Source organism: Priestia sp. P1_B12_1 (genome assembly GCF_056406695.1).
This window is the reverse complement of the sequence record NZ_JBFTZR010000001.1, coordinates 725,538-751,497: the sequence shown is the minus strand read 5'-3', so window position 1 is coordinate 751,497 and position 25,960 is coordinate 725,538. Positions and strand designations below refer to the sequence as shown.

General features: G+C 38.1%; 29 protein-coding genes. 26 read left to right on the top strand and 3 right to left on the bottom strand.

The features are described 5' to 3' along the window. The first annotated feature begins 121 nt into the window (after window positions 1-121). The 24 genes from rpsU to AC1D0Y_RS03840 all read left to right on the top strand — a co-directional run bounded on the left by rpsU (window position 122) and on the right by AC1D0Y_RS03840 (window position 21,191). Window positions 122-295, top strand: coding sequence for a 30S ribosomal protein S21 (gene rpsU, locus AC1D0Y_RS03955; RefSeq protein WP_013059237.1), 174 nt, complete (start codon window positions 122-124; stop codon window positions 293-295). Window positions 296-310: 15 nt separating this feature from the next. Continuing rightward, on the top strand, window positions 311-754 hold the full coding sequence (locus AC1D0Y_RS03950) for a GatB/YqeY domain-containing protein (protein WP_013059236.1): 444 nt from the start codon (window positions 311-313) through the stop codon (window positions 752-754). 249 nt (window positions 755-1,003) lie between these two features. Next, the gene (locus tag AC1D0Y_RS03945; protein WP_477707346.1) at window positions 1,004-2,146 is read left to right on the top strand and encodes an NfeD family protein; all 1,143 of its coding nucleotides are present in this window, start codon (window positions 1,004-1,006) and stop codon (window positions 2,144-2,146) included. After that, complete coding sequence (gene floA / locus AC1D0Y_RS03940) at window positions 2,146-3,129, top strand: flotillin-like protein FloA (protein WP_013059234.1); 984 nt, start codon at window positions 2,146-2,148, stop codon at window positions 3,127-3,129. The genes AC1D0Y_RS03945 and floA overlap by 1 nt, the downstream gene beginning before the upstream one ends. 31 nt (window positions 3,130-3,160) lie before the next feature. Then, entirely contained in the window at window positions 3,161-3,622 is a 462-nt protein-coding gene (locus tag AC1D0Y_RS03935; protein WP_028410622.1) for a hypothetical protein, read from the top strand. Between the two features lie 59 nt (window positions 3,623-3,681). Next, on the top strand, window positions 3,682-3,966 hold the full coding sequence (gene yqfC, locus AC1D0Y_RS03930) for a sporulation protein YqfC (protein WP_013059232.1): 285 nt from the start codon (window positions 3,682-3,684) through the stop codon (window positions 3,964-3,966). 16 nt (window positions 3,967-3,982) lie between these two features. Next, complete coding sequence (gene yqfD / locus AC1D0Y_RS03925) at window positions 3,983-5,170, top strand: sporulation protein YqfD (RefSeq protein WP_028411649.1); 1,188 nt, start codon at window positions 3,983-3,985, stop codon at window positions 5,168-5,170. A gap of 3 nt (window positions 5,171-5,173) precedes the next feature. Beyond that, window positions 5,174-6,148: a PhoH family protein gene (locus AC1D0Y_RS03920; protein ID WP_028410624.1), complete on the top strand. Its 975-nt coding sequence runs from the start codon at window positions 5,174-5,176 to the stop codon at window positions 6,146-6,148. Between the two features lie 63 nt (window positions 6,149-6,211). Next, window positions 6,212-8,320 carry an HD family phosphohydrolase gene (locus AC1D0Y_RS03915; protein WP_028410625.1) on the top strand — a complete coding sequence of 703 codons (2,109 nt, stop codon included), beginning with the start codon at window positions 6,212-6,214 and terminating at the stop codon, window positions 8,318-8,320. After that, window positions 8,317-8,787 (top strand): rRNA maturation RNase YbeY, encoded by a 471-nt coding sequence (gene ybeY / locus AC1D0Y_RS03910; protein WP_025750544.1) that lies wholly within the window; start codon window positions 8,317-8,319, stop codon window positions 8,785-8,787. Before AC1D0Y_RS03915 ends, ybeY begins: the two co-directional genes overlap by 4 nt. Beyond that, window positions 8,771-9,142, top strand: coding sequence for a diacylglycerol kinase family protein (locus tag AC1D0Y_RS03905; RefSeq protein ID WP_025750543.1), 372 nt, complete (start codon window positions 8,771-8,773; stop codon window positions 9,140-9,142). Before ybeY ends, AC1D0Y_RS03905 begins: the two co-directional genes overlap by 17 nt. Before the next feature lie 91 nt (window positions 9,143-9,233). Continuing rightward, complete coding sequence (locus tag AC1D0Y_RS03900; RefSeq protein WP_013059226.1) at window positions 9,234-9,632, top strand: cytidine deaminase; 399 nt, start codon at window positions 9,234-9,236, stop codon at window positions 9,630-9,632. Continuing rightward, window positions 9,625-10,530, top strand: coding sequence for a GTPase Era (gene era, locus AC1D0Y_RS03895; RefSeq protein WP_013059225.1), 906 nt, complete (start codon window positions 9,625-9,627; stop codon window positions 10,528-10,530). Before AC1D0Y_RS03900 ends, era begins: the two co-directional genes overlap by 8 nt. Before the next feature lie 155 nt (window positions 10,531-10,685). Next, the gene (locus tag AC1D0Y_RS03890; RefSeq protein ID WP_014458193.1) at window positions 10,686-10,829 is read left to right on the top strand and encodes a YqzL family protein; all 144 of its coding nucleotides are present in this window, start codon (window positions 10,686-10,688) and stop codon (window positions 10,827-10,829) included. Between the two features lie 27 nt (window positions 10,830-10,856). Next, complete coding sequence (gene recO, locus AC1D0Y_RS03885; protein WP_013059224.1) at window positions 10,857-11,621, top strand: DNA repair protein RecO; 765 nt, start codon at window positions 10,857-10,859, stop codon at window positions 11,619-11,621. 258 nt (window positions 11,622-11,879) lie between these two features. Then, entirely contained in the window at window positions 11,880-12,518 is a 639-nt protein-coding gene (gene ccpN / locus AC1D0Y_RS03880; protein ID WP_025750542.1) for a transcriptional regulator CcpN, read from the top strand. A gap of 33 nt (window positions 12,519-12,551) precedes the next feature. After that, window positions 12,552-13,355 (top strand): pyruvate, water dikinase regulatory protein, encoded by an 804-nt coding sequence (locus AC1D0Y_RS03875; protein WP_060746220.1) that lies wholly within the window; start codon window positions 12,552-12,554, stop codon window positions 13,353-13,355. Window positions 13,356-13,666: 311 nt separating this feature from the next. Continuing rightward, window positions 13,667-14,137: a YaiI/YqxD family protein gene (locus tag AC1D0Y_RS03870; protein WP_477707370.1), complete on the top strand. Its 471-nt coding sequence runs from the start codon at window positions 13,667-13,669 to the stop codon at window positions 14,135-14,137. A 41-nt stretch (window positions 14,138-14,178) separates the two neighbouring features. Continuing rightward, a complete protein-coding gene (gene dnaG, locus AC1D0Y_RS03865; protein ID WP_016765586.1) occupies window positions 14,179-15,987 on the top strand; it encodes a DNA primase in 1,809 nt (602 codons plus the stop codon). 65 nt (window positions 15,988-16,052) lie between these two features. After that, entirely contained in the window at window positions 16,053-17,186 is a 1,134-nt protein-coding gene (gene rpoD, locus AC1D0Y_RS03860; protein ID WP_477707345.1) for an RNA polymerase sigma factor RpoD, read from the top strand. Window positions 17,187-17,569: 383 nt separating this feature from the next. Next, window positions 17,570-18,709, top strand: a complete 1,140-nt coding sequence (locus tag AC1D0Y_RS03855; protein WP_013059218.1) for an acyl-CoA dehydrogenase family protein — start codon at window positions 17,570-17,572, stop codon at window positions 18,707-18,709. 131 nt (window positions 18,710-18,840) lie between these two features. After that, window positions 18,841-19,200, top strand: a complete 360-nt coding sequence (gene cccA / locus AC1D0Y_RS03850) for a cytochrome c550 (RefSeq protein ID WP_013059217.1) — start codon at window positions 18,841-18,843, stop codon at window positions 19,198-19,200. A 168-nt stretch (window positions 19,201-19,368) separates the two neighbouring features. Further along, a complete protein-coding gene (locus AC1D0Y_RS03845) occupies window positions 19,369-20,073 on the top strand; it encodes a tRNA (adenine(22)-N(1))-methyltransferase (RefSeq protein WP_028410626.1) in 705 nt (234 codons plus the stop codon). Next, window positions 20,070-21,191: a Nif3-like dinuclear metal center hexameric protein gene (locus AC1D0Y_RS03840; RefSeq protein ID WP_477707344.1), complete on the top strand. Its 1,122-nt coding sequence runs from the start codon at window positions 20,070-20,072 to the stop codon at window positions 21,189-21,191. Before AC1D0Y_RS03845 ends, AC1D0Y_RS03840 begins: the two co-directional genes overlap by 4 nt. Window positions 21,192-21,238: 47 nt before the next feature. Here AC1D0Y_RS03840 and AC1D0Y_RS03835 read toward each other — a convergent pair whose 3' ends face one another. Together AC1D0Y_RS03835 and AC1D0Y_RS03830 are read right to left on the bottom strand one after the other, a co-directional pair. After that, a complete protein-coding gene (locus tag AC1D0Y_RS03835) occupies window positions 21,239-22,189 on the bottom strand; it encodes a 4-hydroxy-3-methylbut-2-enyl diphosphate reductase (RefSeq protein ID WP_013059214.1) in 951 nt (316 codons plus the stop codon). A 128-nt stretch (window positions 22,190-22,317) separates the two neighbouring features. Beyond that, on the bottom strand, window positions 22,318-23,031 hold the full coding sequence (locus AC1D0Y_RS03830) for a YqfQ family protein (RefSeq protein ID WP_286127753.1): 714 nt from the start codon (window positions 23,029-23,031) through the stop codon (window positions 22,318-22,320). 176 nt (window positions 23,032-23,207) lie between these two features. Here AC1D0Y_RS03830 and AC1D0Y_RS03825 point away from each other — a divergent pair, with 176 nt between their 5' ends. Both AC1D0Y_RS03825 and AC1D0Y_RS03820 read left to right on the top strand, forming a co-directional pair. Continuing rightward, window positions 23,208-24,527: a DEAD/DEAH box helicase gene (locus AC1D0Y_RS03825; protein ID WP_013059212.1), complete on the top strand. Its 1,320-nt coding sequence runs from the start codon at window positions 23,208-23,210 to the stop codon at window positions 24,525-24,527. Window positions 24,528-24,555: 28 nt separating this feature from the next. Beyond that, window positions 24,556-25,443, top strand: coding sequence for a deoxyribonuclease IV (locus AC1D0Y_RS03820; RefSeq protein ID WP_028410628.1), 888 nt, complete (start codon window positions 24,556-24,558; stop codon window positions 25,441-25,443). A gap of 48 nt (window positions 25,444-25,491) precedes the next feature. Here the strand turns inward: AC1D0Y_RS03820 and AC1D0Y_RS03815 are convergent, their stop codons facing one another. Then, window positions 25,492-25,743: a DUF2624 domain-containing protein gene (locus AC1D0Y_RS03815; RefSeq protein ID WP_013059210.1), complete on the bottom strand. Its 252-nt coding sequence runs from the start codon at window positions 25,741-25,743 to the stop codon at window positions 25,492-25,494. Between the last annotated feature and the right edge of the window lie 217 nt (window positions 25,744-25,960).

The window sequence follows — 25,960 nt, the reverse complement described above, 5'->3', positions numbered from 1 at the left end:
TGCATTACTTTATGTAAAGCGGTTGACCTTAAGGAATCATTATATTATAATTGCAAAAGACATGTCTAACATGTCATTTCATTATGATGTTAGTGGTTTTGTTCGGAGGGAGGGAATTAGAATGTCAAGAACAGTTGTTCGTAAAAACGAATCGCTTGAAGATGCTCTTCGTCGCTTCAAACGTTCAGTTTCAAAAACTGGTACGTTACAAGAAGCAAGAAAGCGCGAATTCTATGAAAAGCCTAGCGTAAAGCGTAAGAAGAAATCTGAAGCTGCTAGAAAACGCAAGTTCTAATAAGAGGGTGGATTTATGAGTCTTCTCGAGCGTTTAAATAGTGATATGAAACAAGCGATGAAAAACAAAGAGAAAGAGAAGCTTGGGGTCATTCGTATGGTCAAAGCATCTCTTCAAAACGAAGCCATTAAGTTAGGAACTGACCTAACTGAAGCAGACGAGTTGACGGTTATTTCTCGCGAATTCAAACAACGTAAAGACTCCCTCCATGAATTTGAGAAAGCAGGTCGTCAAGATCTTGTTGATAAAATTCATTCTGAATTAGCGGTTTTAGAAGTTTACGCTCCTAAACAGCTAACTGAAGAAGAGTTATCTGAAATTATTAAAACGACGATTGAAGAAACGCAGTCTTCCTCTAAAGCTGATATGGGGAAAGTTATGGGAGCGCTTATGCCGAAAGTAAAAGGCAAAGCGGATGGCTCTCTTGTTAATAAGCTTGTCCTTCAACACTTATCATAAAAAACACCTTACCTTGTGTAAGGTGTTTTTTATATGGATAACAATCGAACGTATGTTTTGTTTTTCTTGTGCAAAGAATAAAATAGATAAATTTTAAAAAATTTGAAACTATTGTTAAAGTTATTCGTATATACAGATACATGCTCATACTATCTATGGAAGGAGGGAAGTGTATTCGGTGAAAACCTTATTTTCTTTCGTGTGCTTTCTTATCTTAGCCACTGGGTTATTACTATTAGCACCGCTGACGTGAAGCGTGTACACGTTATTCCTGTAAATAAAACGGTAGAAAATGGACTGCTTTCTTTTCTAAACAGATCCATTGAAGATGCGGAAAATGACGGTGCAGATTTGATTATATTGGACATAGATACTCCTGGAGGAGCTGTAGATGCAGCTTCTGAAATAGCTAAAAGCTTAACCTCAACACCTATTCCTACCGCTGCTTTTGTCGATAAAAAAGCATTATCAGCCGGAGCGTATATTGCACTTAACGCCGATCAAATTTATATGACACCCGGTTCTACAATGGGGTCGGCAGCTGTGATTGACCAACAGGGAAATGCCGCAGGAAAAAAAGCTCAGTCCTACTGGTTATCGGCTATGAAGAGTGCAGCAGAGCAAGTTGGTTATTCAGAAGGGACTGTGAAAAATTTAGACGATCTCCTAAGCGTACTTGGCTATGAAGATGCTAAACTGACGTATGCGAAAATGAGTGTAAGTGAACAAATTGCTCGTTTTCTTACCCATCCACTTGTTGTTCCCATTTTATTATCCATTGGTGCTTTAGGAATTGTAATTGAATTGTTTACGCCTTCATTTGGTATTGCGGGTTCTATTGGAATAGCTTCACTTCTTTTATTTTTCTATGGTCATATGGTAGCAGGGTTAGCTGGCATGGAAGCGCTCGTTTTATTTATAGCAGGAATTATATTGCTTCTGTTAGAGATTGTAGTACCAGGCGGAGTTTTAGGACTACTAGGGCTTGGAGCTATCATTTTAAGTTTTTTTATGTCAACAGATAATAATGTCGAAATGGGAATTTCTCTTGTAATTGCAATAGTGGTGGCACTGGGAGGTGCGTTTGTGATGATGAAATTTTTTAAAAGAAAGCTTACACCTTTCAAAAAAATGGTGCTTAATGATTCACTTAATACCGAATCTGGCTACGTGTCGAATCAAAATCGTTATGAATTAATAGGAAAACAAGGTAAAACAACAACACCGCTTCGTCCTTCAGGTACCGTGCTCATCGATGAAGAGTATGTGGATGTAGTCACTGAAGGCGGATATTTAGACAAAGATGTGTTAGTAAATATTATAAAAGTAGAGGGATCAAGGGTTGTGGTGCGGAAGCTTACAGAGCCTTTGAAAAAGGAGGACCTTAATTAATGGAAGTAGGTAGCGTATTGTTTTTTGTAGTTATTGGTCTAGCAATTATTGCTTTAGCTGTTTTTTTCACTTTTGTACCGATTATGCTATGGATTTCAGCATTAGCAGCAGGCGTTCGTATTAGTATTTTCACACTGGTCGGAATGAGACTTCGTCGAGTGATACCATCTCGCGTTGTGAACCCGTTAATTAAAGCAAGTAAAGCAGGTTTAGGTATTACCATTAATCAATTAGAAAGCCACTATTTAGCAGGCGGTAACGTTGACCGCGTGGTAAACGCGCTGATTGCAGCGCACCGAGCAAATATTGAGTTAACATTTGAGCGCGGAGCAGCTATCGACTTAGCGGGCCGTGATGTGCTAGAAGCTGTACAAATGAGCGTTAATCCAAAAGTTATTGAAACACCTTTTATTGCAGGGGTGGCTATGGATGGAATCGAAGTCAAAGCAAAAGCTCGAATTACTGTTCGTGCAAACATTGATCGACTAGTAGGGGGAGCAGGAGAAGAAACGATTATTGCCCGGGTTGGCGAGGGGATTGTTTCTACAATCGGTTCGCAAAAAGATCACAAAAAAGTATTGGAAAATCCCGATATGATTTCTCAAACGGTGTTAGGAAAAGGGTTGGATTCAGGAACAGCGTTTGAAATCTTATCCATTGATATTGCTGACATCGATATTGGTAAAAATATTGGGGCAGTTCTTCAAACAGACCAAGCGGAAGCAGATAAAAATATTGCACAAGCAAAAGCCGAAGAACGTCGTGCTATGGCCGTTGCTCAAGAACAAGAAATGCGTGCAAAAGTAGAAGAAATGCGTGCAAAAGTAGTAGAAGCAGAAGCAGAAGTACCGTTAGCGATGGCAGAAGCACTGCGCTCTGGAAATATTGGCGTCATGGATTATATGAACATTCAAAACTTGACTGCTGATACGGATATGCGTGATTCAATTGGAAAAATGTCTAAAGAAGACGATGAGAAATAATGAATCAGCTTAACAAGGAGGTTTTCTCCTAATGAATATCGTTGAAACGCTTATTAAACTAATTATTAATAATGCTTTCATTTTTGTCATCATTGGAGGGATTATTTTTAACGTTGTGCAGCGTTTTATGGCTCAGTCAAAAGAGGAAGAACAGCAGCGTTCTAAAAGAGCTCCTATGCCTCCTGTAAACAATCCTTCAAGGCGGGAAAGACCTAGATATCGACCTGTCAAAGAAGAGCCCAAAACAGCTCGTATGGAGCCGGAAACTGTTCCATCAGCAGAAACAAATCCTTTGCAAGAAAAATTGGAAGAGCTAAAAAATCGTCCGTATCATGAACCGTCTATTCAAAAGAAAATCACGGTTGACAAACCAAAAATCACAGGTGAGAAAAACGTTTTCAAGCCCATTTCTCGTAAAGAAGCTGTTCAAGGAGTGGTATGGTCCGAAATTCTAGGGCCGCCAAAATCGAAACAACGTAAATATAAACGATAAATAGATGTGATACATTAACCCCCTTTCTCATAAACATGAGATGAAAGGGGGTTCTTTTTATGAGCAAAAAGTGGAGACACCAAATGAAAAGATGGATGACAAAAACAATGGAACTACCCGCTGATGTATTAATGGATCTTCCCCGTATTACGTTAGTTGGACAAATACACATTTATATTGAAAACCATAAAGGTTTATTAGCCTTTTCTGATACTGAAATACGCGTGTTACTAAAACAGGGACAAATGTTAATTCGAGGTGAAGGACTGGTCATTAAAGTAATACTGCCAGAAGAACTGGTTTTAGAAGGTAAAATCAATCAAGTTCTTTATTTAGAACAATAACACAAGGAGGAAAAAAATGAAGAATGGATGGACAAACTTTGTTATTGGTACCGTACGTATTCGAATTGTTGGAAAAGGAATTGAACGTTTCTTAAATAATTGTGTGAGACAACAGATTATGATTTCGAATGTCCATAAAGTTGACGGTCAGCTAGCGACAGCAACAATATTATTGAAAGATGTAAAGAAAATTCGTATACTAATTCGCAACGCAGATTGTAAAATTTACTTTATAAGAGGCAGGGGTTTTCCTTTTTTAACAAAACGAGTGATCAAAAATAGTGGATTTGCTTTAGGTTTTCTTTCTTTTTTTATTATTCTTGGTTTGCTTTCCAACATGGTGTGGAAAGTGGAAATTAGCGGTGCAGAACCACAAACAGAACATCAAATGACTAAGCAACTCGCCAAAATAGGTGTAAAAAGAGGAGAGTTTCAATTTCTGTTAGAGAGTCCTGAAAAAATCCAGCGCTATTTAACGGATAATATGAACAATATTACCTGGGTGGGAGTAGAAGTGCGCGGCACTTCTTATCACTTCCAAGTGGTTGAAAAAAATGAGCCCAAGCCTCAGCAAAAAACACCTTACCAACATTTAATTGCTAAAAAGAAAGCCATTATTACGAATTTGTTTGTCGAAAAAGGACAACCTTTAGTCAAGGTTAATGATTTTGTCAATGAAGGCGAGGTCTTAGTTTCCGGTATTATTGGAAACGAAAAAAATAAAAAAGTAGTAGCTGCTAAAGGGAAAGTCTACGGTGAAACATGGTATAAGTCTGAGGTGGAAGTGCCTTTAAAAACTGATTTTCAGGTATTAACGGGTAATGGATATACGAAGCACTATTTAGATTTTCAAGCTTTTAAAATGCCTCTTTGGGCTTTTAACAAAGAAAAATACGGTTCAAAGGTGACAGAAAAAGTGGAGCATCCACTCTATTTTTTTAAATGGAAGTTACCTCTGTCGTATGAGAAAGTTGCTGTACGAGAAGAACAGAACTCGCAGCGCGTCTATTCTAAACAAGAGGCGGTGGAAAAAGCTTTGGAAATCGGTCGAAAAAAATTACTATCAACTTTAGGTGAGGATGCTAAAATAAAAGGTGAAAAAGTTTTGCACCAAGAACAGGACAATGGTAAAGTTAGATTATCAATACATTACCAAGTTATAGAAAATATTGCGAACACTCAACCAATTATTCAAGGAGATTGATGAATGTCAGAACAGCTAGTAACAATTAACGTACAACTTGATGATTCAAACGAAGCCATTTCATTATTTGGCGTACAAGATGCGAATTTAAAGCGAATTGAAGAAGAAATGCAGGTCTCTATCATTTCAAGAGGTGAGACTGTTGTAGTCTCCGGAAGTACAGAAAATGTTCAGCTAGTGGAAGAAATGCTTAAAAAGTTACTGAACATTATCCGAAAAAATATTTCCATATCTGAACGAGATGTTGTGTATGCGATTCAATTAGCTAAGAAAAATTCTCTCGAGTTTTTTGAAGATGTATATGAAGAAGAGATTGGTAAAAATGTAAAAGGTAAGACTATTCGTGTTAAGACATTAGGACAAAGTCAATACATTTCGGCTATTAAGAAAAATGATTTGGTATTTGGAATTGGGCCTGCTGGTACTGGTAAAACGTATTTAGCCGTTGTCATGGCCGTTAATGCTCTTAAAAATGGTCACGTGCAGCGTATTATTTTAACACGTCCTGCTGTTGAAGCAGGTGAAAGTCTTGGCTTCTTGCCAGGAGATCTGAAAGAAAAAGTAGATCCGTACTTGCGGCCTCTGTACGATGCATTACATGATGTATTAGGAACAGAACATACGCAACGCCTAATCGAACGCGGAGTTATTGAAATAGCACCCCTTGCTTATATGCGAGGTCGTACACTAGATGATGCGTTTGTTATCTTAGACGAAGCGCAAAACACCACGATGGCGCAAATGAAGATGTTTTTAACACGACTAGGATTTGGGTCTAAAATGGTGATTACAGGAGATATTTCACAAATTGATTTACCAAAAGGAGCTCAGTCTGGTCTAGCGGCTGTCTCGAAAATCCTGACCAATGTTAAAGGTATTTCGTTTATTCATCTAGAACAGTCAGATGTTGTGCGCCATCCACTTGTGGGACGCATCGTTCAAGCGTACGAACAAGCTGACCAAAAGACCCTTTCTTAATAGGGTCTATTTTTTGTAAAAGGGGGTACGTTTGTGTCAACGTTTCGGATAATCAAGCAAACAATGGCACAGATCGAGCGATTACGGTTAATTCAAATTGGGTTATATGCCTTGTTAGGTGTAATGATGTTTGCGTCTATGTATAGCAATGTAAAGCCGCAGGAATTAGATCTCAGATTACTATCTATTTCCCCGCAAACCATTTACTCACCCGTTACCATTGAAGATAAAGAGAGCACAGAGAAAAAACGGGCAGAGGCAGAACAAGCCGTTGAAGATGTGTATACACAAAAAACAGAATACGCACAGAACCAAGTCGATCTTGTTGCATCTATTTTTGATGCGATGATGGAAGTTAATACAGAATATGAAAAAGAAGATCATGAAGATGACAGTATCGATGCTGTATTAAAAACCAAACAAAAAATGCTAGAGGACAAGCTTCCTGAAGACATTCAAAAAAACTTGCCAAAAGATACCATTAAGCAGCTGCTTCAGTCTTCTAACAGTGATTTATCGATTGCGAAAGATGCTGTAGTCACGGCCGTTCATCATGTGATGAAAGATCAAGTGAAGATTAGCGATGTAGAAGAGAAAAAAGATCAAGTAGAAAGTCAGCTTGTTTACACCAATGTCAGCAATTCTCTAAAGGATTCGATGAATGCAATTGCTAAATTCGCTATCATTCCAAATGTGATTTATGATCCACAAAAAACAGCTGAAAACCGTCAAGCAGCTGTGGAAAAAGTGGAGCCTGTCCGAATCAAACAAGGCCAGATTATTGTAGAAGAAAATCAGCTTATTAATCCTGATATATATCGTCAGCTCCAGCTCGCGGGATTGTTGAATAATAAAGGATCTATTCAGCCTTTTGCGGGGTTAGCTTTGCTGATTGTAATGATGATAGCGGGCCTCATTTACTATTTGCGTGAATTTCACACCAAGACATATCAGCCCTTGCTGTTGTATGTATTGGTAGCAACCATTACGATTGGCCTCATGAAAATTTTAAGCTTGTTTCAGCAAATTGATTTATCAGAAATTGGTTTCTTAGCTCCTGTTGCGGTGGGAGGTTTGCTGATTCGAATTTTAATGGATGAACGCATTGCTATTTTATCAAGCATTGTATTTGCTATTTGTGGAAGCATTATTTTTAATGGTGAATTGACAACCTCGTTTAATATGAACATTGGGATCTACTTTTTAATTAGCAATATTGCTGCTATTTTATTTTTAAGCAGGCAGCACAGACGTTCACGGATTTTGCAGGCAGGTCTATTTGTAGCTATGGTAAACGTAATTATCAGCTTTGCTATTATTTTTATTAAAAATGGCCAAATCGGCACTGTAGAGCTTGGCTATTACAGCATGATGTCAATTGCATCTGGTGTTATTGCTTCCGTTTTAACTATAGGTTTGCTTCCGTTTTTTGAAAGTGGATTTGGCATTTTATCTACGATGAAGCTGATTGAATTATCGAGTCCTACTCATCCGCTATTACGCAAAATCTTAACCGAAACACCTGGAACATATCATCACAGCGTAATGGTGGCAAACTTATCTGAAGCGGCGTGCGAAACAATAGGAGCTAACGGTTTATTAGCGAGAGTCGGGGCTTATTACCACGATATTGGTAAAACGAAGCGACCGCAGTATTTTATTGAAAATCAAATGAATATTACTAATCCGCATGATAAACTAAGTCCGAAGACTAGTAAAAATATTATAATCGCACATGCTACAGATGGAGCTACCATTTTGCGGAATCACAAGTTTCCAAAAGAGATTGTAGATATTGCAGAGCAGCATCACGGAACAACTCTTCTTAAGTTTTTCTATCATAAGGCACTTGAACAAACAGAAGAAAAAATTGATGAAAAAGAATATCGCTATCCTGGACCAAAGCCTCAGTCTAAAGAAGCAGCGGTTATTTGCATAGCTGATAGTGTAGAAGCAGCCGTAAGGTCAATGTCCAATCCCACTCCGGAAAAAATTGAGAACTTGGTGCGAAATATTATTAAAGATCGCTTGCAGGATGAGCAGCTTAGCGAGTGTAACGTAACGCTCAAAGAGTTAGAGTTAATTCGTCAAGCACTATGTGAAACTTTAAATGGGATTTTTCATTCCCGAATCGAATATCCAGAGATAAAAAAAGAGAAGGTGAAGGTATGAGTTTAGTTATTGATTTTATTGATGAAACAAACGAAGTAAGTGAAGAACAGCAAAAAGAGCTTGAAAAGCTGCTTGAAGCCGCTGCTATATATGAAAATCTGCAAGAGGATGCAGAAGTGTCCGTTACATTTGTGGATAATGATCGAATTCAAGAAATCAATCATCAATATCGCCATAAAAATCAGCCAACGGATGTAATATCGTTTGCGCTAGAAGAAATGGGCGAAGATGAAATGCAAATTATCGGAGATGAGATGCCAAGAGTCCTAGGGGACATTGTCATTTCGATTCCAAAAGCTCATGAGCAAGCAGAAGAATACAATCACTCGTTTATGAGGGAGCTAGGATTCTTAACGGTTCACGGTTTCTTGCACTTGCTTGGATATGACCATGAAACATCAGAAGATGAAAAAGAGATGTTTACACGTCAAAAAGATATTTTAGAACAATATGGACTCTCGCGATAAAAAGGGGATAGCTAAAGTTGTCAGTAGCTTTGGCTATGCAATAGAAGGGTTTATTTATGTTTGTAAAACACAGAGAAATATGCAAATTCACGTAGCAGCTTCTTTCATCGTCCTTTTCTTAGGCGCCGTGCTGTCAATTACAGCTGGTGAATGGACGGTTGTGCTGCTTCTGATTGCAGGCATGTTCAGCTTGGAGTTAATGAATACAGCAGTTGAAAAAGTTGTCGATTTAGTTTCTCCTGAATATCACATACTAGCAAAACACGCAAAAGATGCAGCCGCAGCCGCGGTGTTGGTCTATGCGTGTTTTGCTGTCCTTATAGGAGGAATTATTTTCTTAAAGTATTTGTTTTAAAAAGGATTCTTTTTGGTTCTTTACACCCCCGTGGTATAATAAAAAAGGACAAGTTAAAAGACATGTAGAAGCGCAAAAGGAGAGCGGATAAATGGATAAGACCGGACTGATTGATGAGGCGAAAAAAGCACGTGAAATGGCTTATGTACCGTATTCAAAATTTAAAGTTGGTGCAGCTTTATTGACGAAGGATGGAAAGGTTTATCGCGGCTGCAATATTGAAAATGCAGCTTATAGCATGTGCAATTGCGCTGAGCGTACGGCTTTATTTAAAGCCTATTCAGAAGGAGATAAAGAGTATGCAGCACTTGCTGTAGTAGCTGATACTGATCGTCCTGTTTCTCCGTGTGGAGCATGCAGACAAGTAATCTCTGAGCTTTGTCCAAAAGAAATGAAAGTTATATTAACCAATTTAAAAAATGACATACAAGAATTAACTGTGGAAGAATTACTTCCAGGAGCATTTTCATCGGAGGATTTACATGAGTAATAATGAATTTAAGTCAGGTTTTGTTTCAATTATTGGAAGACCAAACGTAGGGAAATCAACTTTTTTGAACCGAGTAATTGGTCAAAAGATCGCGATTATGAGTGACAAACCGCAAACAACTAGAAATAAAATTCAGGGTGTGTACACGGAAGATCAGGCGCAGATTGTGTTTATTGATACACCAGGAATTCATAAACCAAAGCATAAATTAGGCGACTTTATGATGAAGGTAGCGCAAAATACGCTTAAAGAAGTAGATTTAATTTTATTTATGATTAACGCAACAGAAGGCTTAGGTCGAGGCGATGAATTTATTATCGAGCGTTTAAAGGACACAAAAACGCCTGTTTTCCTTGTGATTAATAAAATTGATGAAATTCATCCAGACGAATTGTTTTCAATTATCACGAATTATAAAGACTTATATCCTTTTGCTGAAATTGTGCCAATTTCAGCTTTACAAGGAAATAACGTGGAGCGTTTGCTTGATCAAATTAAGCAGCGATTGCCGGAAGGTCCGCAATATTATCCGGCAGATCAAGTAACTGATCACCCCGAGCGCTTTATTATTACGGAATTAATTCGTGAAAAAGTACTGCATGCAACGAGGGAAGAAATACCTCATTCTATTGCCGTTGTGATGGATTCTATGCAAAGACGAGATAATGGAGCGGTTTACGTAGGCGCTACAATTATCGTCGAAAGAGATTCACAAAAAGGCATCGTAATTGGAAAGCAAGGAAAGATGTTAAAAGAGGTAGGAAGAAAAGCAAGAGCAGACATTGAAGCCCTTTTAGGTTCAAAAGTATTTTTAGAACTATGGGTAAAAGTGCAAAAAGATTGGCGAAACCGAGCTTCGCATCTCCGTGACTTTGGATTTAGAGAAGACGAATATTAATCATTTGAGTTCTTGTTTGCGTCGATTTATATCCCTTCATAAAAGAAGGTAATTTGTAAAAAATTGTGTTACATGATTTTACGTCGGAAGGCTATTCTAAACATAAGGAATTGAAATATGTATCTGATCTTTATGGTTAGAAAGGTGGGAGTTCTATGTTGAATTTTACTTGGAACATTTTTTCACAAACAGGTAGCATTGATACTTATCTCATTTTTAAGGAACTTGAAAATGAAGTGAAAGAAAGACCCGAAACATATGAGGACAACAGCGAAAGTCTCAATTCTCCCTTGTCTTAGCCTTCTGTAAGATGGCGGTGATGATGATTGTTTAAAAAGTGTGAAGGAATTGTGATTCGAACGAATGATTACGGTGAATCAAATAAAATTGTCACCATTTATTCACGTGAACTCGGAAAAGTGGGTCTCATGGCAAGAGGGGCAAAAAAGCCCAGTAGTCGCTTAGCTTCCGTCACACAATTATTTACGTATGGATACTTTTTTATACAAGCAGGTTCAGGAATGGGTACTCTCCATCAAGGAGAAGTTATCTCATCTATGAGAAGCATACGCGAAGATATCTTCACAACAGCGTATGCTTCTTATATTCTTGAATTAACGGATAAAGCTACTGAGAACAATAAGCCAAATCCATTTCTATTTGAACTGCTGCACCAAACCATTCATTATATGAACGAAGAGTATGATGCAGAGATCTTAACATTTATTTATGAAATGAAAATGTTAAACGTTCTAGGTCTTCATCCTACATTAAATGAATGTGCAGTCTGCCACCAAGGTGAAGGAACTTTTCATTTTTCCATTCGAGAAGGTGGGTTTATTTGTCATCGATGCTTAGAAAAAGATCCTTATCATTTGAAAATTAGTCCGATGACGGTTAAACTATTAAGGCTATTTTATTACATTGATTTAAAGCGGTTAGGTTCTATTTCTGTTAAGCCCGAAACAAAAAAACAATTAAAGTTCGTAATTGATCAATATTACGAAGAATATTCAGGATTGTTTTTAAAAACAAAGCGGTTTTTGAATCAGATGGAGTCTTTAAAACAATCGCTCTCTGATGAGAAGTAGAAAAGATAATCAGTGATATGCAAGGAATTGCTGTCGCTAGGGTGCCTCGTAGTGTGTAGGGGACACCCTTTTTACTGTGGAGCGAAGGTGTAGTTTCGCTTATTGTAAGCGTAATGCCTGCTTTTTTTGAGAAGCCGTGGTAAAATAAACGGCATTCTAAAAAGATAAAATGCTAAAATTAATAAGTTATAGCTTTTACTTTTGCTTAAAAAGTATATAATGTTTTATAAATAGTATGTCACATTTAATGATTAGGTGGTGAGTACAATCGAACTGAACAAACGACAAGAACAAATTTTGCAAATTGTCAAAGACGAAGGCCCTATTACAGGTGAGCATATTGCAGATCAGCTTAGCCTTACGAGGGCAACGCTAAGACCGGACTTGGCTATTTTAACAATGGCCGGTTATTTAGAAGCGCGACCGCGCGTAGGTTACTTTTACACAGGTAAAACAGGAGCACAGCTTCTTACAGATAAAATAAAAAAAATACAGGTGCAAGAATATCAGTCTATCCCGGTAGTCGTGAACGAAAATGTGTCGGTATATGATGCTATTTGTACAATGTTTCTAGAAGACGTGGGGACCCTTTTTGTAGTGGATGAGAAATCCCAGCTAGTGGGAGTACTGTCGCGTAAAGATTTATTGCGCGCGAGTATCGGAAAGCAAGAGCTCACATCTATTCCTGTTCATATTATCATGACGAGAATGCCCAACATTACATATTGCTATCGCGAAGATTTGTTGATTGATATTGCTAAGATCTTAATTGAAAAACAGATTGATGCTATGCCCGTTATTAAAGAGGGAGACGGCAATTTTGAAGTGGTGGGACGCATTACCAAAACAAATATTACAAAATTACTAGTAGCATTAGCAAATGATGAAGTATTATAAGTGAAAAAGGATTAAAAAGGGGATGCACAAAATATGAACAACCCATGTCTTTATGTCATTTCGGATTCTGTAGGTGAGACAGCTGAACTAGTTGTAAAGGCTGCATCAAGTCAGTTCAATATGACGGACTTTGTAATTAAAAGAGTACCTTACGTAGAGGACATCGCAACACTTTCAGAAGTGGTTTCAGTAGCGAAGATGAACAACGCTATTATTGGTTTTACGCTAGTAAAGCCTGAAATGAGAGAATTTTTAATTCAAGAAGCGTCCAAGAATGGGGTAGAGGTATTTGATATTATTGGACCTTTAATTGATAAAATTCAATCTTCTTATCAACTTTCTCCTCGCTATGAGCCAGGAATGGCTAGAAAATTAGACGAAGATTATTTTAAGAAAGTAGAAGCGATTGAATTTGCAGTAAAATATGATGATGGGCGTGATCCGAGAGGCATTCTTAGAGCGGATATCGTATTAATCGGTGTATCAAGAACATCTAAAACACCTCTTTCTCAATTTTTAGCACACAAGCGTTTGAAAGTAGCCAATGTTCCGATTGTACCTGAGGTTGATCCACCAGAAGAGCTTTTTCACGTATCACCTGAGAAGTGTATAGGGCTTACTATTAGTCCTGAAAAACTAAACGATATTCGTAAAGAGCGTTTAAAGTCTCTTGGGCTAAATGATAAAGCAATTTATGCTAATATTGGCCGTATTAAAGAAGAACTTGAATTTTTCCAAGGGATTGTAGATAAGATTGGCTGTGAAGTGGTGGACGTATCCAACAGAGCCGTAGAAGAAACAGCAGGTATCATTCTCAATGCCATCAAAAAGAAATAAACGATAGATCTCCTCTGTGCGTGACAGAAAGGAGATTGCTTTCTTATGTTTGTATGCTGTAAGCCTAAGAAAATATCCCAAAGATGAATATGACAGAACTTTTAAAAACAAGTGACTTTGGTATAGAAAATATAGGTTGTTTATATTATAATAAAAAATTGTGATAAAAAAGAATAGTTTTAGGTTTAGACTTTGTTAAGAACGAATAAACTATTTATATAAAAGTCAAGTCAGAATCGAAAAAAGTATTCGACAAATGCCATCTACAGGAAATAACAAATTGTTAGAAGGAATCTCTGGAGGGATGTAGAATACAGAGTTATAGCAAAAGAAAAAGTAAAGTTTTTGTCGATGCTGATGCATGCCCTGTTAAAGCAGAAATCGTTGAACTTACACATACATATGACATCGATCTTGTGTTTGTTGCTTCCTATGCTCACATACAAACAAATCCTACACCAGGAAAATGGGTCTATGTGGATGCAGAAAAGGAAGCCGCAGATTTATATATTTTAAATCACGCAGTCAAGCAGGATATTGTCGTAACTCAAGATACTGGCTTAGCAAGCATGTTAGTAAGTCGAGGGGTTTACGCACTGTCTCCTCGTGGAAAGTACTATAATGACGACGAAATGAATACGGTGCTTTTCTTTCGCTATGTTTCTGCAAAAGAGCGACGGTCAGGCCGTCATACTAAAGGCCCAAAGGCATTTAGTGAAGAAGATCGCCAGCATTTCATTCAAGCTTTTGAAAAAATGTTGTCGAAACTTGCAGGAATTTAGCACTTAGTGAAGAATATTATATGAAATACGGAGCTGTTACTATGGCAAATCGAATTCCTGATGAAGTAATCGACCGTATTCGGCATTCAGTAGATATTGTCGACGTCATAAGCGATTATGTACAACTAAAAAAACAAGGGCGCAATTATTTTGGACTCTGTCCGTTTCATGGGGAAAGCACACCGTCTTTTTCAGTATCGCCTGATAAACAAATTTATCATTGCTTTGGATGTGGTGCAGGAGGGAATTCATTTTCATTCATAATGGAATTAGAAGGACTGTCCTTCACGGAAGCAGCTCAGCAGCTTGCTGAAAAAGGAGATATTCCTTTCGAACATGAGATACATCCTCATGAAGAAGATAATCAAAAGCCTAGCAATAAAATGATTGAAGCACACGAGCTTTTAAAGAAATTTTACCATCATTTATTGGTAAATACAAAAGAAGGCCAAGATGCTTATGATTATTTAATAAATCGAGGGTTTTCACGAGAAATTATCGATGAATTTGAGATAGGTTTTGCTTTAGATTCGTGGGAATTTGTAAGTAAGTTCTTAACAAAACGTGGGTTTAATCCGCAAGAGATGGAACATGCAGGTTTAATCATTAAACGCAACCAAGATGAAACGTACTTTGATCGTTTTCGTGATCGAATTATGTTTCCTATTGCTGACTTGCAAGGCAAAACAATTGCATTTTCAGGGCGCCTGCTAAAAGAGATAAAAGGGCAGCCTAAATATTTAAACAGTCCCGAAACTTCTATTTTTAACAAAAGTCGCACACTCTACAACTTTCACCGCGCTAAAAAACATATACGCAAAAATCAGCAGGTTATTTTATTTGAAGGATTTGCAGATGTTATTTCGGCTGTTAAAGCGGGTTGCCCGAACGCAATTGCAACAATGGGAACTGCCTTAACAGAAGAACAGGCCAAGATTATTCGCCGAAATGTAGAGTCCGTTATCATTTGCTACGATGCAGATTCTGCCGGAATTGAAGCAGCGCACAAAGCAACTGCTATCTTAACAAATGTGGGTTGTACCGTTAAGATTGCTGTGATGCCGGATGGTTATGACCCGGATGATTATATTAAAGAATACGGGGCAGAGAAGTTTCAAAATGATGTTATTAATAGCAGCTTGACCTTTATGGCATTTCAAATGAGGTATCTCCGCCGAAAACGAAATCTACAAAATGAATCTGAACGTATGCAATACATTGAAGACGTTTTGAAAGAAATAAGCCTCCTTACGAAAGCCGTAGAGCGAGATCATTATTTACGCCAATTGGCACAAGAGTTTTCCATTTCATTAGATGCGCTTAAAGAACAGCAGTATCAAGTGTATCGAACTGAAAAAAAGAAAAAGGATAATGATTCTCCAAATCGAAATAATATAAATAGACAACCAGTCGTAAAGAGAAGCTTATTACCGGCTTATCAAAATGCAGAACGTTTTTTAATCGCTCATATGTTGAAAGATAAGGATGTAGCATTTAGAATTCAAGACCGACTTCAAGGTCAGTTCAATGTCGAGGAACATCGTGCGCTTGTTCTATATTTGTATGCTTATTACGAGGAAGGACACGAGCCTAATCCGAGCGGATTTATCGAGCGGTTGCCCGAGTCTTCGTTGTCTAGTCTAGCTTCAGAATTGGCGATGATGTCAATCAATGATGAATTGTCGGAGCAAGCTTTGAATGATTATATCCAAACGATATTGATTTACCCACAAAGGGTAGCGATAGAAAAAAAAGAAGCAGAAAAGCAAGAAGCAGAGCGTCAAAAAGATTATTTAAAAGCTGCGACAATAGCAATGGAAATTTTACAGTTGAAAAAAACGTTAAAATAAACGATATTGCGTATTAGTCCCACTTTTAGAAGGTTTTCCTTAAAATTTTGGAAGGAGGGGATCTGATGGCTGAAAAATCAGCTCAATCAAAACAACTTGATTCAGATTTAACAATTGAACAAGTAAAAGATCAATTGACCGAAATCGGAAAAAAACGTGGTGTGCTCACATACGAAGAAATTGCAGAGCGTATGGCGAACTTCGAAATTGAATCCGATCAAATGGATGAATATTATGAATACCTTGGAGAACAAGGTGTTGAAGTAATGAGTGAATCTGAAGCAAATGATGACGAGGCCGATCCCGATATTCAAGAACTGTCAAAAGAAGAAGAGTTTGATTTAAATGATTTAAGTGTACCTCCTGGTGTAAAAATTAATGATCCAGTTCGTATGTACTTAAAAGAAATCGGACGCGTTGACTTATTGTCAGCAGAGGAAGAAATCAATTTAGCAAAACGTATTGAAGAAGGCGATGAAGAAGCGAAACGTCGTCTTGCTGAAGCAAACTTACGTCTTGTTGTAAGTATTGCAAAACGCTATGTTGGACGCGGAATGCTGTTTCTTGATTTAATTCAAGAAGGAAACATGGGTCTTATTAAAGCGGTAGAAAAATTTGATTATCGCAAAGGTTATAAATTCAGTACGTATGCGACATGGTGGATTCGTCAAGCTATTACTCGTGCAATTGCTGACCAAGCAAGAACGATTCGTATTCCCGTTCATATGGTTGAAACAATTAACAAGCTAATTCGTGTTCAACGTCAGCTTCTACAAGATTTAGGTCGCGAACCATCTCCTGAAGAAATTGCAGAAGATATGGACTTAACACCTGAAAAAGTTCGTGAAATCTTAAAAATTGCTCAAGAACCGGTTTCTCTTGAAACACCAATTGGTGAGGAAGATGATTCTCATTTAGGTGACTTCATTGAAGACCAGGATGCAACATCACCTTCTGAACATGCTGCATATGAATTATTAAAAGAGCAGTTAGAAGACGTCCTTGATACGTTAACAGATCGCGAAGAAAATGTTCTTAGACTCCGCTTTGGTCTGGACGATGGACGTACGCGTACGCTTGAAGAAGTAGGAAAAGTATTTGGCGTAACGCGTGAGCGTATTCGTCAAATTGAAGCTAAAGCGCTTCGTAAGCTTCGTCACCCTAGCCGAAGCAAACGTTTAAAAGATTTCTTAGAATAGATAAAAGCGTAAATAACGCTTATGAGATAGCTTCTTTCCTAGAGGAAAGGGGCTATCTATTTTTTTATGGAATAAATTTCATAAAAACGCATTTTGAAGAAGTATATTGATTTTTTTACCAACTTTTCTTCTTTCATATATTTTACTGAATTGTCCTGCGTTTTGCAAATGCTCCTTTGTATTCTTTTGTCACAGAGCGTAAGCTGTTCAAATTCCTTTTAAACATCCGAAAAATGGAATCGCTATCATTTTATTCATGCTTTGATTAGTACTCTTATATTATAACACGAAAAAATTAAAACGTTTTAAAAGTTGAGAAAATTTACAAAAATGAATTATAATTAAATAATGTAAGCGTATACATTTTTTTAGGGGGAATAAAAATGAATTTTGAATTAACCAATGAACAAAAGATGATTCAACGGACGCTCAGAGAGTTTTCAGAAGCGGAAGTAGCACCGAATGCACTAGAGCGCGATCGAAGTAAGCAATTTCCGCTTGATGTTTTTAAAAAGTTAAGTGAGCTTGGTGTAATGGGGCTTCCTTTTCCTGAAGAGTATGGAGGCGGAGGAGCAGATACGGTTAGTTTTGCTATTGTCGTAGAGGAATTAAGTAAAGCTTGTGGCTCTACAGGAATTACATACTCAGCTCATGTTTCGCTCGGGGGCGCACCTATTTATTTATTCGGAACAAAGGAGCAAAAAGAACAGTACCTACCTGCTTTATGCTCCGGGGAATCTTTTGGAGCGTTTGGTTTAACCGAACCGAACGCAGGAAGTGACGCGGGGGGAACGGAGACCGAAGCAGTGTTGAAGGATGGAACATTTAGGATTAATGGAAGTAAATGCTATATTACGAATGCCAGCTATGCAAAGTTTTTAGCTTTAACGGCTGTTACAAATCGTACAGAAGGGAAAAAAGAAATTTCAGCTATTATCGTGCCTACAGAAGCTCGAGGTTTTACTGTAATAGACAATTACGAGAAAATGGGTCTACATGCTTCAAATACAACTGAACTCGTTTTAGAGGATGTTGAAGTGCCTGAAGAGAATTTACTCGGTGTAAGAGGAGAAGGCTTTAAACAATTTCTAATGACGCTTGACGGGGGAAGAATTGGAATTGGAGCAATGGCCGTTGGAATCGCTCAAGCGGCTTATGAAAAAGCACTGTCATATGCGCAGGAAAGAAAGCAATTTGGGAAAGCTATTTCATCATTTCAAGCGATTCAGTTTAAATTAGCTGATATGGCGATGAAAATTGAGTTAGCAAGAAATATGGTGTATAAAGCAGCGTGGTTAAAAGACCAAGGAAAGCCATTTACGAAAGAAGCTGCTATGTGTAAACTGTATGCTTCTGAAATTTGTATGGAAGTAGCCAGTCAAGCTGTTCAGATTCATGGAGGATACGGCTACATGAAGGAGTATCACGTGGAGCGGTATTTACGAGATGCCAAGCTTTTAGAAATTGGAGAAGGAACTTCAGAAATTCAGCGCTCGGTTATTGCAAGACAAATTGGCTGTTAAGATACGCAATAAGAAATTAGTTAATTATGTAAATAAAACCCTTTCACTTATGAGCATTTTCAAGTAAAATAAAAGTGCTTATACTATTTTGTTATTTCTAGGGATGGGAATACATAAAGGGGGTATAGTGAGTGAAGCGAAATCCGCTAATACCATTTTTATTAATTGCGGTAATTGGGATTGCTTTAATGTTAACGCTTTCGTTCAACGGATTGAATAACGCAAAAGAAATCGCGGCTGAAAAAGAAGGCGGTGGCGCGGAACAGCAGGCTTCAGCTAAACCAGAAGAAATTTATCAAAAAACTTGTATTGGTTGCCACGGTGATCAGTATCAAGGTGGAGTAGGTCCTTCGTTAAAAGGAATTGGGAAAAAAGTTTCTCAAGACGAAATTGCAGATATTGTTGTAAACGGTAAAGGAAACATGCCGCCTGGGCTGGTTCCTCCGGAAAAAGCGAAGGAAATGGCTAAATGGGTATCAGAAATTAAATAGAGTTCAGAAACATGATTTTCTGGAAAGCCGCTCATTTATAAAGCAGGCTTTTTTTTTGTGATTTTTTATAAGCATTCAGCTAAAAGGAAAACATGAAGAGAAATAGGAATCATGCAGCTATCTATGTTAAAATAATGAACAGTAATCACATAGAGAATAGGTGACAAAATGAATGAATTAAACTTATCAATAAGACTTGAAGAAGTAGTAAAGTCGATTCCTTTGGGAGCAAAGATAGCAGACATTGGCTCAGATCATGCATACTTGCCGTGTTTTGCTTATTTAAATGGATATATTAGCGGTGCCGTAGCAGGAGAAATTACAGAAGGGCCTCTTCAATCTGCTATTCAGCAGGTGAAAAAAACAAGCTTAACGGACGTTATTGACGTTCGAAAAGGAAACGGCCTAGAAGTAATATCACCGAATGAAGTAGACTGTATTACAATCTGCGGAATGGGCGGAACGCTTATTACAATGATTTTAGAAGAAGGAAAAGCAAAGTTAGAAGGAGTAAAAAGGCTTGTACTTCAGCCGAATATTGGTTCACATCATATTCGCAGCTGGCTGATTGAACACAGCTGGGAAATCATTGATGAAAAAATCATCGAAGAAGACGGTCGTATGTATGAAGTCATCGTCGCTGAACCTGGAAACGCCTTAGCTCCTTATAACGGTGAAGTGGAAGCCGGTGTGTTAATGGGCCCTATTTTAAAAGAAAAGCGCTCTTCTGCTTTTATGACAAAGTGGACGCATGAACTAAATCATCTTAAACAAATTGTCAGCCAAATGGAGCTGGCTCAGTCCGAGGAAAGCAAAGCAAAACTTCAAAAACTTACCCAAGACATCTCATTAATTGAGGAGGCGTTAAAATGAGTAAAATCCCTAACGGATTTCAAGTAATTGAAGCATTTGAATCATTTTCTCCCAAGCATTTAGCGGTTGAAGGAGATAAAATTGGTTTGCAGATTGGAACGTTAAACAAGCCTGTAAAAAAAGTAATGGTAACGTTAGATGTTCTTGAAACGGTCGTAGACGAAGCTATTGAAAAACAAGTGGATTTGATTATTGCTCATCATCCTCCTATTTTTAGACCTCTAAAACAAGTGGTTACAGATCGTCCTGAAGGGCGTATTTTAGAGAAATGCATCAAACATGATATTGCTGTATATGCTGCTCATACAAACTTAGATATAGCTAAAGGCGGAGTAAATGACCTGTTAGCCGAAGCATTGGGGCTACAAGAGACAAAAGTGCTGGTTCCAACAACGTCTATTCAGCTGAAAAAGCTTGCTGTATTTGTTCCTTCAAATCATGCTGAAGCAGTGCGCACAGCTATTTGTGATGCGGGAGCTGGACATGTGGGTCTTTACAGCGACTGTACGTTTTCAACTGAAGGGGAAGGCACGTTTAAACCTTCTTCAGAAGCCAATCCATACATTGGCTCAAAAGAAGAGTTAGAACGTGTAAATGAAGCAAAAGTTGAAACTATTTTTGAAGCGGGTCAACAAAATAAAATTATTCGTGCCATGCTCAGTGCTCATCCTTACGAAGAAGTAGCCTATGACATTTATCCAGTGGAACAAACGGGCGAGACGCTTGGACTTGGACGAATTGGTAAGTTAAAAGAAGAGATGACGTTAAAACAGTTTGCCGCTCATGTTAAACAAGTATTGGATGTGGATGGTGTTAGAGTAGTAGGGTCTATGGATGCCACAGTGAAAAAAGTAGCTGTTCTTGGCGGAGATGGAAACAAATATATTACAAACGCAAAATTTAGCGGAGCAGATGCCTATGTAACAGGTGATTTGTATTTCCACGTTGCGCATGATGCAATGGTAATGGGATTAAACGTTGTAGATCCTGGTCATCATGTTGAAAAAGTTATGAGACAAGGTGTAACGCGTGTATTAACCAGTCTTTTTGATGCGAAAAACTTTGAGTGTGAAGTATTTGATTCAAAAGTAGACACAAACCCATTTACGTTTATGTAACAAAGAAAGAAGGTGTTGACGAATGTCAACACCTTCTTTTGCGTCTATTAAGACGATTTTTTTGTTCGAACTTTTGGTAAGATCTTTGAAAGAGGCACGCTTTTTTCACGTGTCCAAGTTGTTTCATCTTCCGGATCGAACTGATCTAGAAAATTGATGACCTCTTTTGTGATTGGAGTAGGGGTAGATGCTCCTGCCGTAACAGCTACGGTTTTCGCGTTCATCAACCATTCGATCTGCAGCTCTGAGATGTCACCGATACGATATGCCTCAGTGCCGGCAATCTCCATTGATACTTGAGCTAAACGGTTTGAGTTGTTACTTTTAGGATCTCCTACTACAATTGTAACATCTGCTTCACCTGCTTGCTCGGCTACAGCTTCTTGGCGAACTTGTGTAGCTAAACAAATTTCCTTGTGAACTTCAGCGTGCGGATATTTTTCTTTTACCTTTTCCATTACTTCTGCAACGTCCCACTGACTCATTGTTGTCTGATTTGTTACAATGATTTTTTCACGTTGAATATTTAAATGGGCTACGTCTTCTGCTTTTTCAATTAAATGAACGATATCTGGCGCGATACCAAGTGCACCTTCTGGCTCAGGATGATTTCGTTTTCCGATATAAATAACGTCATAACCTTCTTTTTCTTTTTGGCGAATAAGGTCATGGGTTTTTGTAACATCCGGACATGTAGCATCGATTGTTGTTAAGCCTTTTTCTTTTGCTCGTTCTTTTACTTCTGGAGATACTCCGTGCGCAGTAAAAATAACGGTTCCTTCATTTATTTGGTCTAAGATTTCTAGGCGATTAGCACCGTCCAGTGTGATAATGCCGTCCTCTTCAAACGCATCTGTAACGTGTTTATTATGAACAATCATTCCTAAGATATAGATTGGTCGAGGCAATGATTTATCTAAAGCGGCGTTTCGTGCAATGACCATTGCGTCTACTACACCATAACAATAGCCGCGCGGTGCAATTTTAATAACTTTCATTTCAATTTCCTCCTCATCATAATCCTGACGAGCAATTCAACTCGCTTCTATTATATAAAAGAGGAAGGAAGAATACAAAGATATTCTTTTTTTGCTCACTGTATTTCCTTAAGGAATCAGCAGATTTATCAAATATAAAGTTTTGGTTTAGACACCCGATCTCTGGATGAATGTTCAATTTCTTCTTCAAAGAAATCCAGCTCATCATCGGATGAATCCGTGCTTTCTGCGCCTGCTGATAAAACCTTACTGTCTTTACTTTCATCAGTTTCAGAAACCTCTGTTCCTTCTGCTTCGAGTACTTCATCTGTGTCATCACTTGAGCGCAAGGCCTGATAGATTTTCCATAGAGAAGGAGCATTTTTGACAAGAGGTCCGTATTGTTGAATCATAGGTCCCATCGTTTCCGCTGCTTTTAGTACTCGCTGAACATTCCCCATCATGGAGCTCAAGTTAGCAGGGTTCGTTAATCCTTGCAAACCTCCAAGCAGGGAAGAAGAGTTAGTCGCTCCTGCAGCACCTTGGGCTCCTGAAAGTCCAGAAAACAAAGAACCTCGAGGAGCAGCCGCAGCCGCTTGTTGAAATGGTATGTTTCTATTTCCGCCTCTTCGGAATAGGCGAGTTAAGAAGTTACCTCCTCCACGGTTCAGGCCTTGCTGATTCGGGTAAAATGATTGTTGAGCATTTGTTTGCTGGGCAAAGTTACGAAACTGCTGTAATGGATTAAATTGGCCAAAGTTACCAGGTTGTTGCCCAAAGCCGTTTTGTGTTGGCATTCCTGGCATCATTCTTCTTTGCATACCGGGTGGAAATGGTGGTCTTCGCTGTAGCAAAGGACGCACCTCCTTTAGTAAAGTAGATTTTCTTTTACTATCGTATGCAACTCGCGATAAAATGTTTTTGAAACAGGTAATAAGTTTTAGTAATATGAATGAGAAGTAGTCACAGAAGGAAAAATCGATTATAATCATATATTGTGCCTTAAAAGATGAACGTGAATGTAAAAAAGGAGACTATTATGGAAAAAACAAACTTTGAACGTTTTGAGTTTCAACCATTTTTAATAGAAGCAATTAAACAATTAGGTTTTTATCAGCCTACAGAGATTCAGGAGCGCTTAATTCCTTCCGTTTTAAAAGGGGAAAGTGTAATTGGTCAGTCGCAAACAGGGACCGGCAAAACACACGCTTATTTATTGCCTTTACTTGAAAAGGTAGACCCTAAAAAAGAAGAAGTACAAGTTGTAATCACCGCTCCAACTCGTGAGCTTGCTTCTCAAATTTATCAAGAAGTATTAAAGCTAACAAAACACAGCGCTGAAGGAGAAGAAATTTCAGCAAAATGTTTTATCGGCGGTACAGATAAGCAGCGTACAATCGACAAATTAAAGAAGCAGCCTCAAGTTGTTGTAGGAACACCGGCTCGTTTGTTTGATTTAGTAAATGAAAAAGCGTTAGTTGTGTATACAACAAAGGCGTTAGTAGTAGACGAAGCTGATTTAATGCTTGATATGGGATTTTTAGAAGATGTGGACCGTTTGGCAAGCAATATGCCTGAAAAATTACAGATGCTTGTTTTTTCAGCAACTATTCCTGAAAAATTAAAGCCATTCTTAAAAAAATACATGGAAAATCCAAAATTCACGCATGTTTCGCCGAAGCAAGCAGCAGCAGCTAAATTAGAGCATGTATTAGTTCCACTGCGTCATCGCAACAAGTTTAAGCTCCTGCATGATATGCTTATTTCTTATAATCCTTATTTAGCTATCGTCTTTACAAATACAAAGAAAATGGCGGACGAAGTAGCAGATGATCTACTGTCTAAAGGATTAAAAGTAGGAAGAATTCACGGAGACTTATCTCCTCGTGACCGTAAGAAAATGATGAAGCAAATTAATAATTTAGAATTTCAATACGTAGTAGCGACAGATTTAGCAGCTCGCGGTATTGATATTGAAGGAATTTCACACGTCATTAACTTTGAGCTTCCTTCAGATCTAGATTTCTACATTCACCGAGTAGGACGTACAGCTCGTGCTGGTCATTCTGGAATTGCTGCTACAATCTTCGATGTGGAAGATGAAGATGCAGTAAATAAGCTGGAGAAAATGGGGATCGAGTTTGTAAACAAAGATCTTCAAAAGCAAGAATGGGTTTCCATCGATGACCGTAACCGCCGTAAAAAGCGTGTAAAGAAAGCGGATGAAGTGGGAGAAGAGGCACATCGCTTTATTCAAAAGCCGAAGAAAGTAAAGCCTGGCTACAAGAAAAAACGTGCTCGTGAAATTACAAAGTATGTGCAAAAGAAAAAGCGTAGTGAAAGACGCAACAATCGTTAATCGCAATAGGTTAGAGGTGTAAAAAGTAATGTTGAAAATTGGTTCTCACGTATCAATGAGCGGCAAAAAGATGCTTTTAGGAGCAAGTGAAGAGGCAGCTTCTTACGGAGCAAATACGTTTATGATCTATACAGGCGCTCCACAAAATACTCGTCGCAAAAAGATTGAAGAGCTTAATATTGAAGCTGGTCTTTTGCATATGAAAGAGCATGGAATGACAGATATTGTTGTACATGCTCCCTATATCATTAATCTAGGAAATACAACAAAGCCCGAAACATTTGAGCTTGGAGTAGATTTCTTAACGTCTGAAATTCAGCGCACCCATGCTCTTGGTGCAAAGCAAATTGTTCTTCACCCAGGAGCTCATGTGGGCGCTGGAGCAGATGCCGGTATTCAGCAAATTATCAAAGGTCTAAACGAAGTGTTGACAGCTGATCAAGAAGTTCAAATTGCGCTTGAGACAATGGCTGGAAAAGGAACAGAGTGTGGAAGAAGTTTTGAAGAAATTGCCCAAATTATTGATGGCGTGACGCACAATGAAAAGCTCTCTGTTTGTTTTGATACATGTCACGTACATGATGCTGGTTATGATATCGTTCAAGACTTTGACGGTGTATTAAATGAATTTGACAAAACCGTAGGCATACAGCGAATTAAAGTGCTTCACATCAATGATAGTAAAAATGTATGCGGTGCTCGAAAAGACCGCCATGAAAATATTGGATTTGGTGAAATCGGATTTGGTGCACTGAATTATATTGTTCATCACCCAGCGTTTACAGAAGTTCCTAAAATTCTAGAAACTCCTTATGTAGGAGAAGATAAGAAAAATAAAAAAGCGCCATATCAGTTGGAAATTGATATGGTTCGTGCACAAAGCTTTGATTCAGAGCTAAAACAAAAGCTTATGTAATTTCATATGTAAAAGAAGAGGTCATGTCTATAGACATGACCTCTTCTTTTACATCAACTGCTGAAATAATTCGTTCACTCGTCTGGCAGTTTCACGATCTGTTACTTGAGCAATTTGTTTGATTAAATTTCGGCGCTCTTCAAGGTTATAAATATTTACGGGCTGCTGTCTAATGACGGATACAAGTGTGTGTGCCTGCTGATCTGTAATGGGGATGTTGTATTGTTTGCTATACTTTAAAAGCTCTTTCGGGGTAATGTTGTTTACTTTCTTATTGACAATCTGCTGTACAATTTTCATATGATTACCTCCTCGTCATATACAGTTTATGAATAAAAAAGAAAGATGTGACTATATTGTGTAATAAAACAACATTTCGAGTCGGATGAACTTACGGAGATAAGAAAGCAAAGGAGTGAACCGGCTTAGTTTACAAATAAAAGACAATCCTGTATACTACATTAATGACTAAATCGTAATGATTCTGAGAAAGTAAATGGGTAACGGAGTATACGAT

Bases quoted from the DNA above. Each gene is read 5' to 3' on its own strand.
- AC1D0Y_RS03890 (WP_014458193.1), top strand. From the start codon at position 10,686: ATGTTGAATTTTACTTGGAACATTTTTTCACAAACAGGTAGCATTGAT.
- era (WP_013059225.1), top strand. From the start codon at position 9,625: ATGAGTAATAATGAATTTAAGTCAGGTTTTGTTTCAATTATTGGAAGA.
- rpsU (WP_013059237.1), top strand. From the start codon at position 122: ATGTCAAGAACAGTTGTTCGTAAAAACGAATCGCTTGAAGATGCTCTT.
- ybeY (WP_025750544.1), top strand. From the start codon at position 8,317: ATGAGTTTAGTTATTGATTTTATTGATGAAACAAACGAAGTAAGTGAA.
- rpoD (WP_477707345.1), top strand. From the start codon at position 16,053: ATGGCTGAAAAATCAGCTCAATCAAAACAACTTGATTCAGATTTAACA.
- AC1D0Y_RS03905 (WP_025750543.1), top strand. From the start codon at position 8,771: ATGGACTCTCGCGATAAAAAGGGGATAGCTAAAGTTGTCAGTAGCTTT.
- yqfC (WP_013059232.1), top strand. From the start codon at position 3,682: ATGAGCAAAAAGTGGAGACACCAAATGAAAAGATGGATGACAAAAACA.
- yqfD (WP_028411649.1), top strand. From the start codon at position 3,983: ATGAAGAATGGATGGACAAACTTTGTTATTGGTACCGTACGTATTCGA.
- AC1D0Y_RS03825 (WP_013059212.1), top strand. From the start codon at position 23,208: ATGGAAAAAACAAACTTTGAACGTTTTGAGTTTCAACCATTTTTAATA.
- AC1D0Y_RS03820 (WP_028410628.1), top strand. From the start codon at position 24,556: ATGTTGAAAATTGGTTCTCACGTATCAATGAGCGGCAAAAAGATGCTT.
- AC1D0Y_RS03950 (WP_013059236.1), top strand. From the start codon at position 311: ATGAGTCTTCTCGAGCGTTTAAATAGTGATATGAAACAAGCGATGAAA.
- AC1D0Y_RS03935 (WP_028410622.1), top strand. From the start codon at position 3,161: ATGAATATCGTTGAAACGCTTATTAAACTAATTATTAATAATGCTTTC.
- AC1D0Y_RS03840 (WP_477707344.1), top strand. From the start codon at position 20,070: ATGAGTAAAATCCCTAACGGATTTCAAGTAATTGAAGCATTTGAATCA.
- AC1D0Y_RS03875 (WP_060746220.1), top strand. From the start codon at position 12,552: ATGAACAACCCATGTCTTTATGTCATTTCGGATTCTGTAGGTGAGACA.
- AC1D0Y_RS03900 (WP_013059226.1), top strand. From the start codon at position 9,234: ATGGATAAGACCGGACTGATTGATGAGGCGAAAAAAGCACGTGAAATG.
- AC1D0Y_RS03835 (WP_013059214.1), bottom strand. From the start codon at position 22,189: ATGAAAGTTATTAAAATTGCACCGCGCGGCTATTGTTATGGTGTAGTA.
- floA (WP_013059234.1), top strand. From the start codon at position 2,146: ATGGAAGTAGGTAGCGTATTGTTTTTTGTAGTTATTGGTCTAGCAATT.
- dnaG (WP_016765586.1), top strand. From the start codon at position 14,179: ATGGCAAATCGAATTCCTGATGAAGTAATCGACCGTATTCGGCATTCA.
- AC1D0Y_RS03845 (WP_028410626.1), top strand. From the start codon at position 19,369: ATGAATGAATTAAACTTATCAATAAGACTTGAAGAAGTAGTAAAGTCG.
- AC1D0Y_RS03815 (WP_013059210.1), bottom strand. From the start codon at position 25,743: ATGAAAATTGTACAGCAGATTGTCAATAAGAAAGTAAACAACATTACC.
- AC1D0Y_RS03915 (WP_028410625.1), top strand. From the start codon at position 6,212: ATGGCACAGATCGAGCGATTACGGTTAATTCAAATTGGGTTATATGCC.
- AC1D0Y_RS03920 (WP_028410624.1), top strand. From the start codon at position 5,174: ATGTCAGAACAGCTAGTAACAATTAACGTACAACTTGATGATTCAAAC.
- AC1D0Y_RS03855 (WP_013059218.1), top strand. From the start codon at position 17,570: ATGAATTTTGAATTAACCAATGAACAAAAGATGATTCAACGGACGCTC.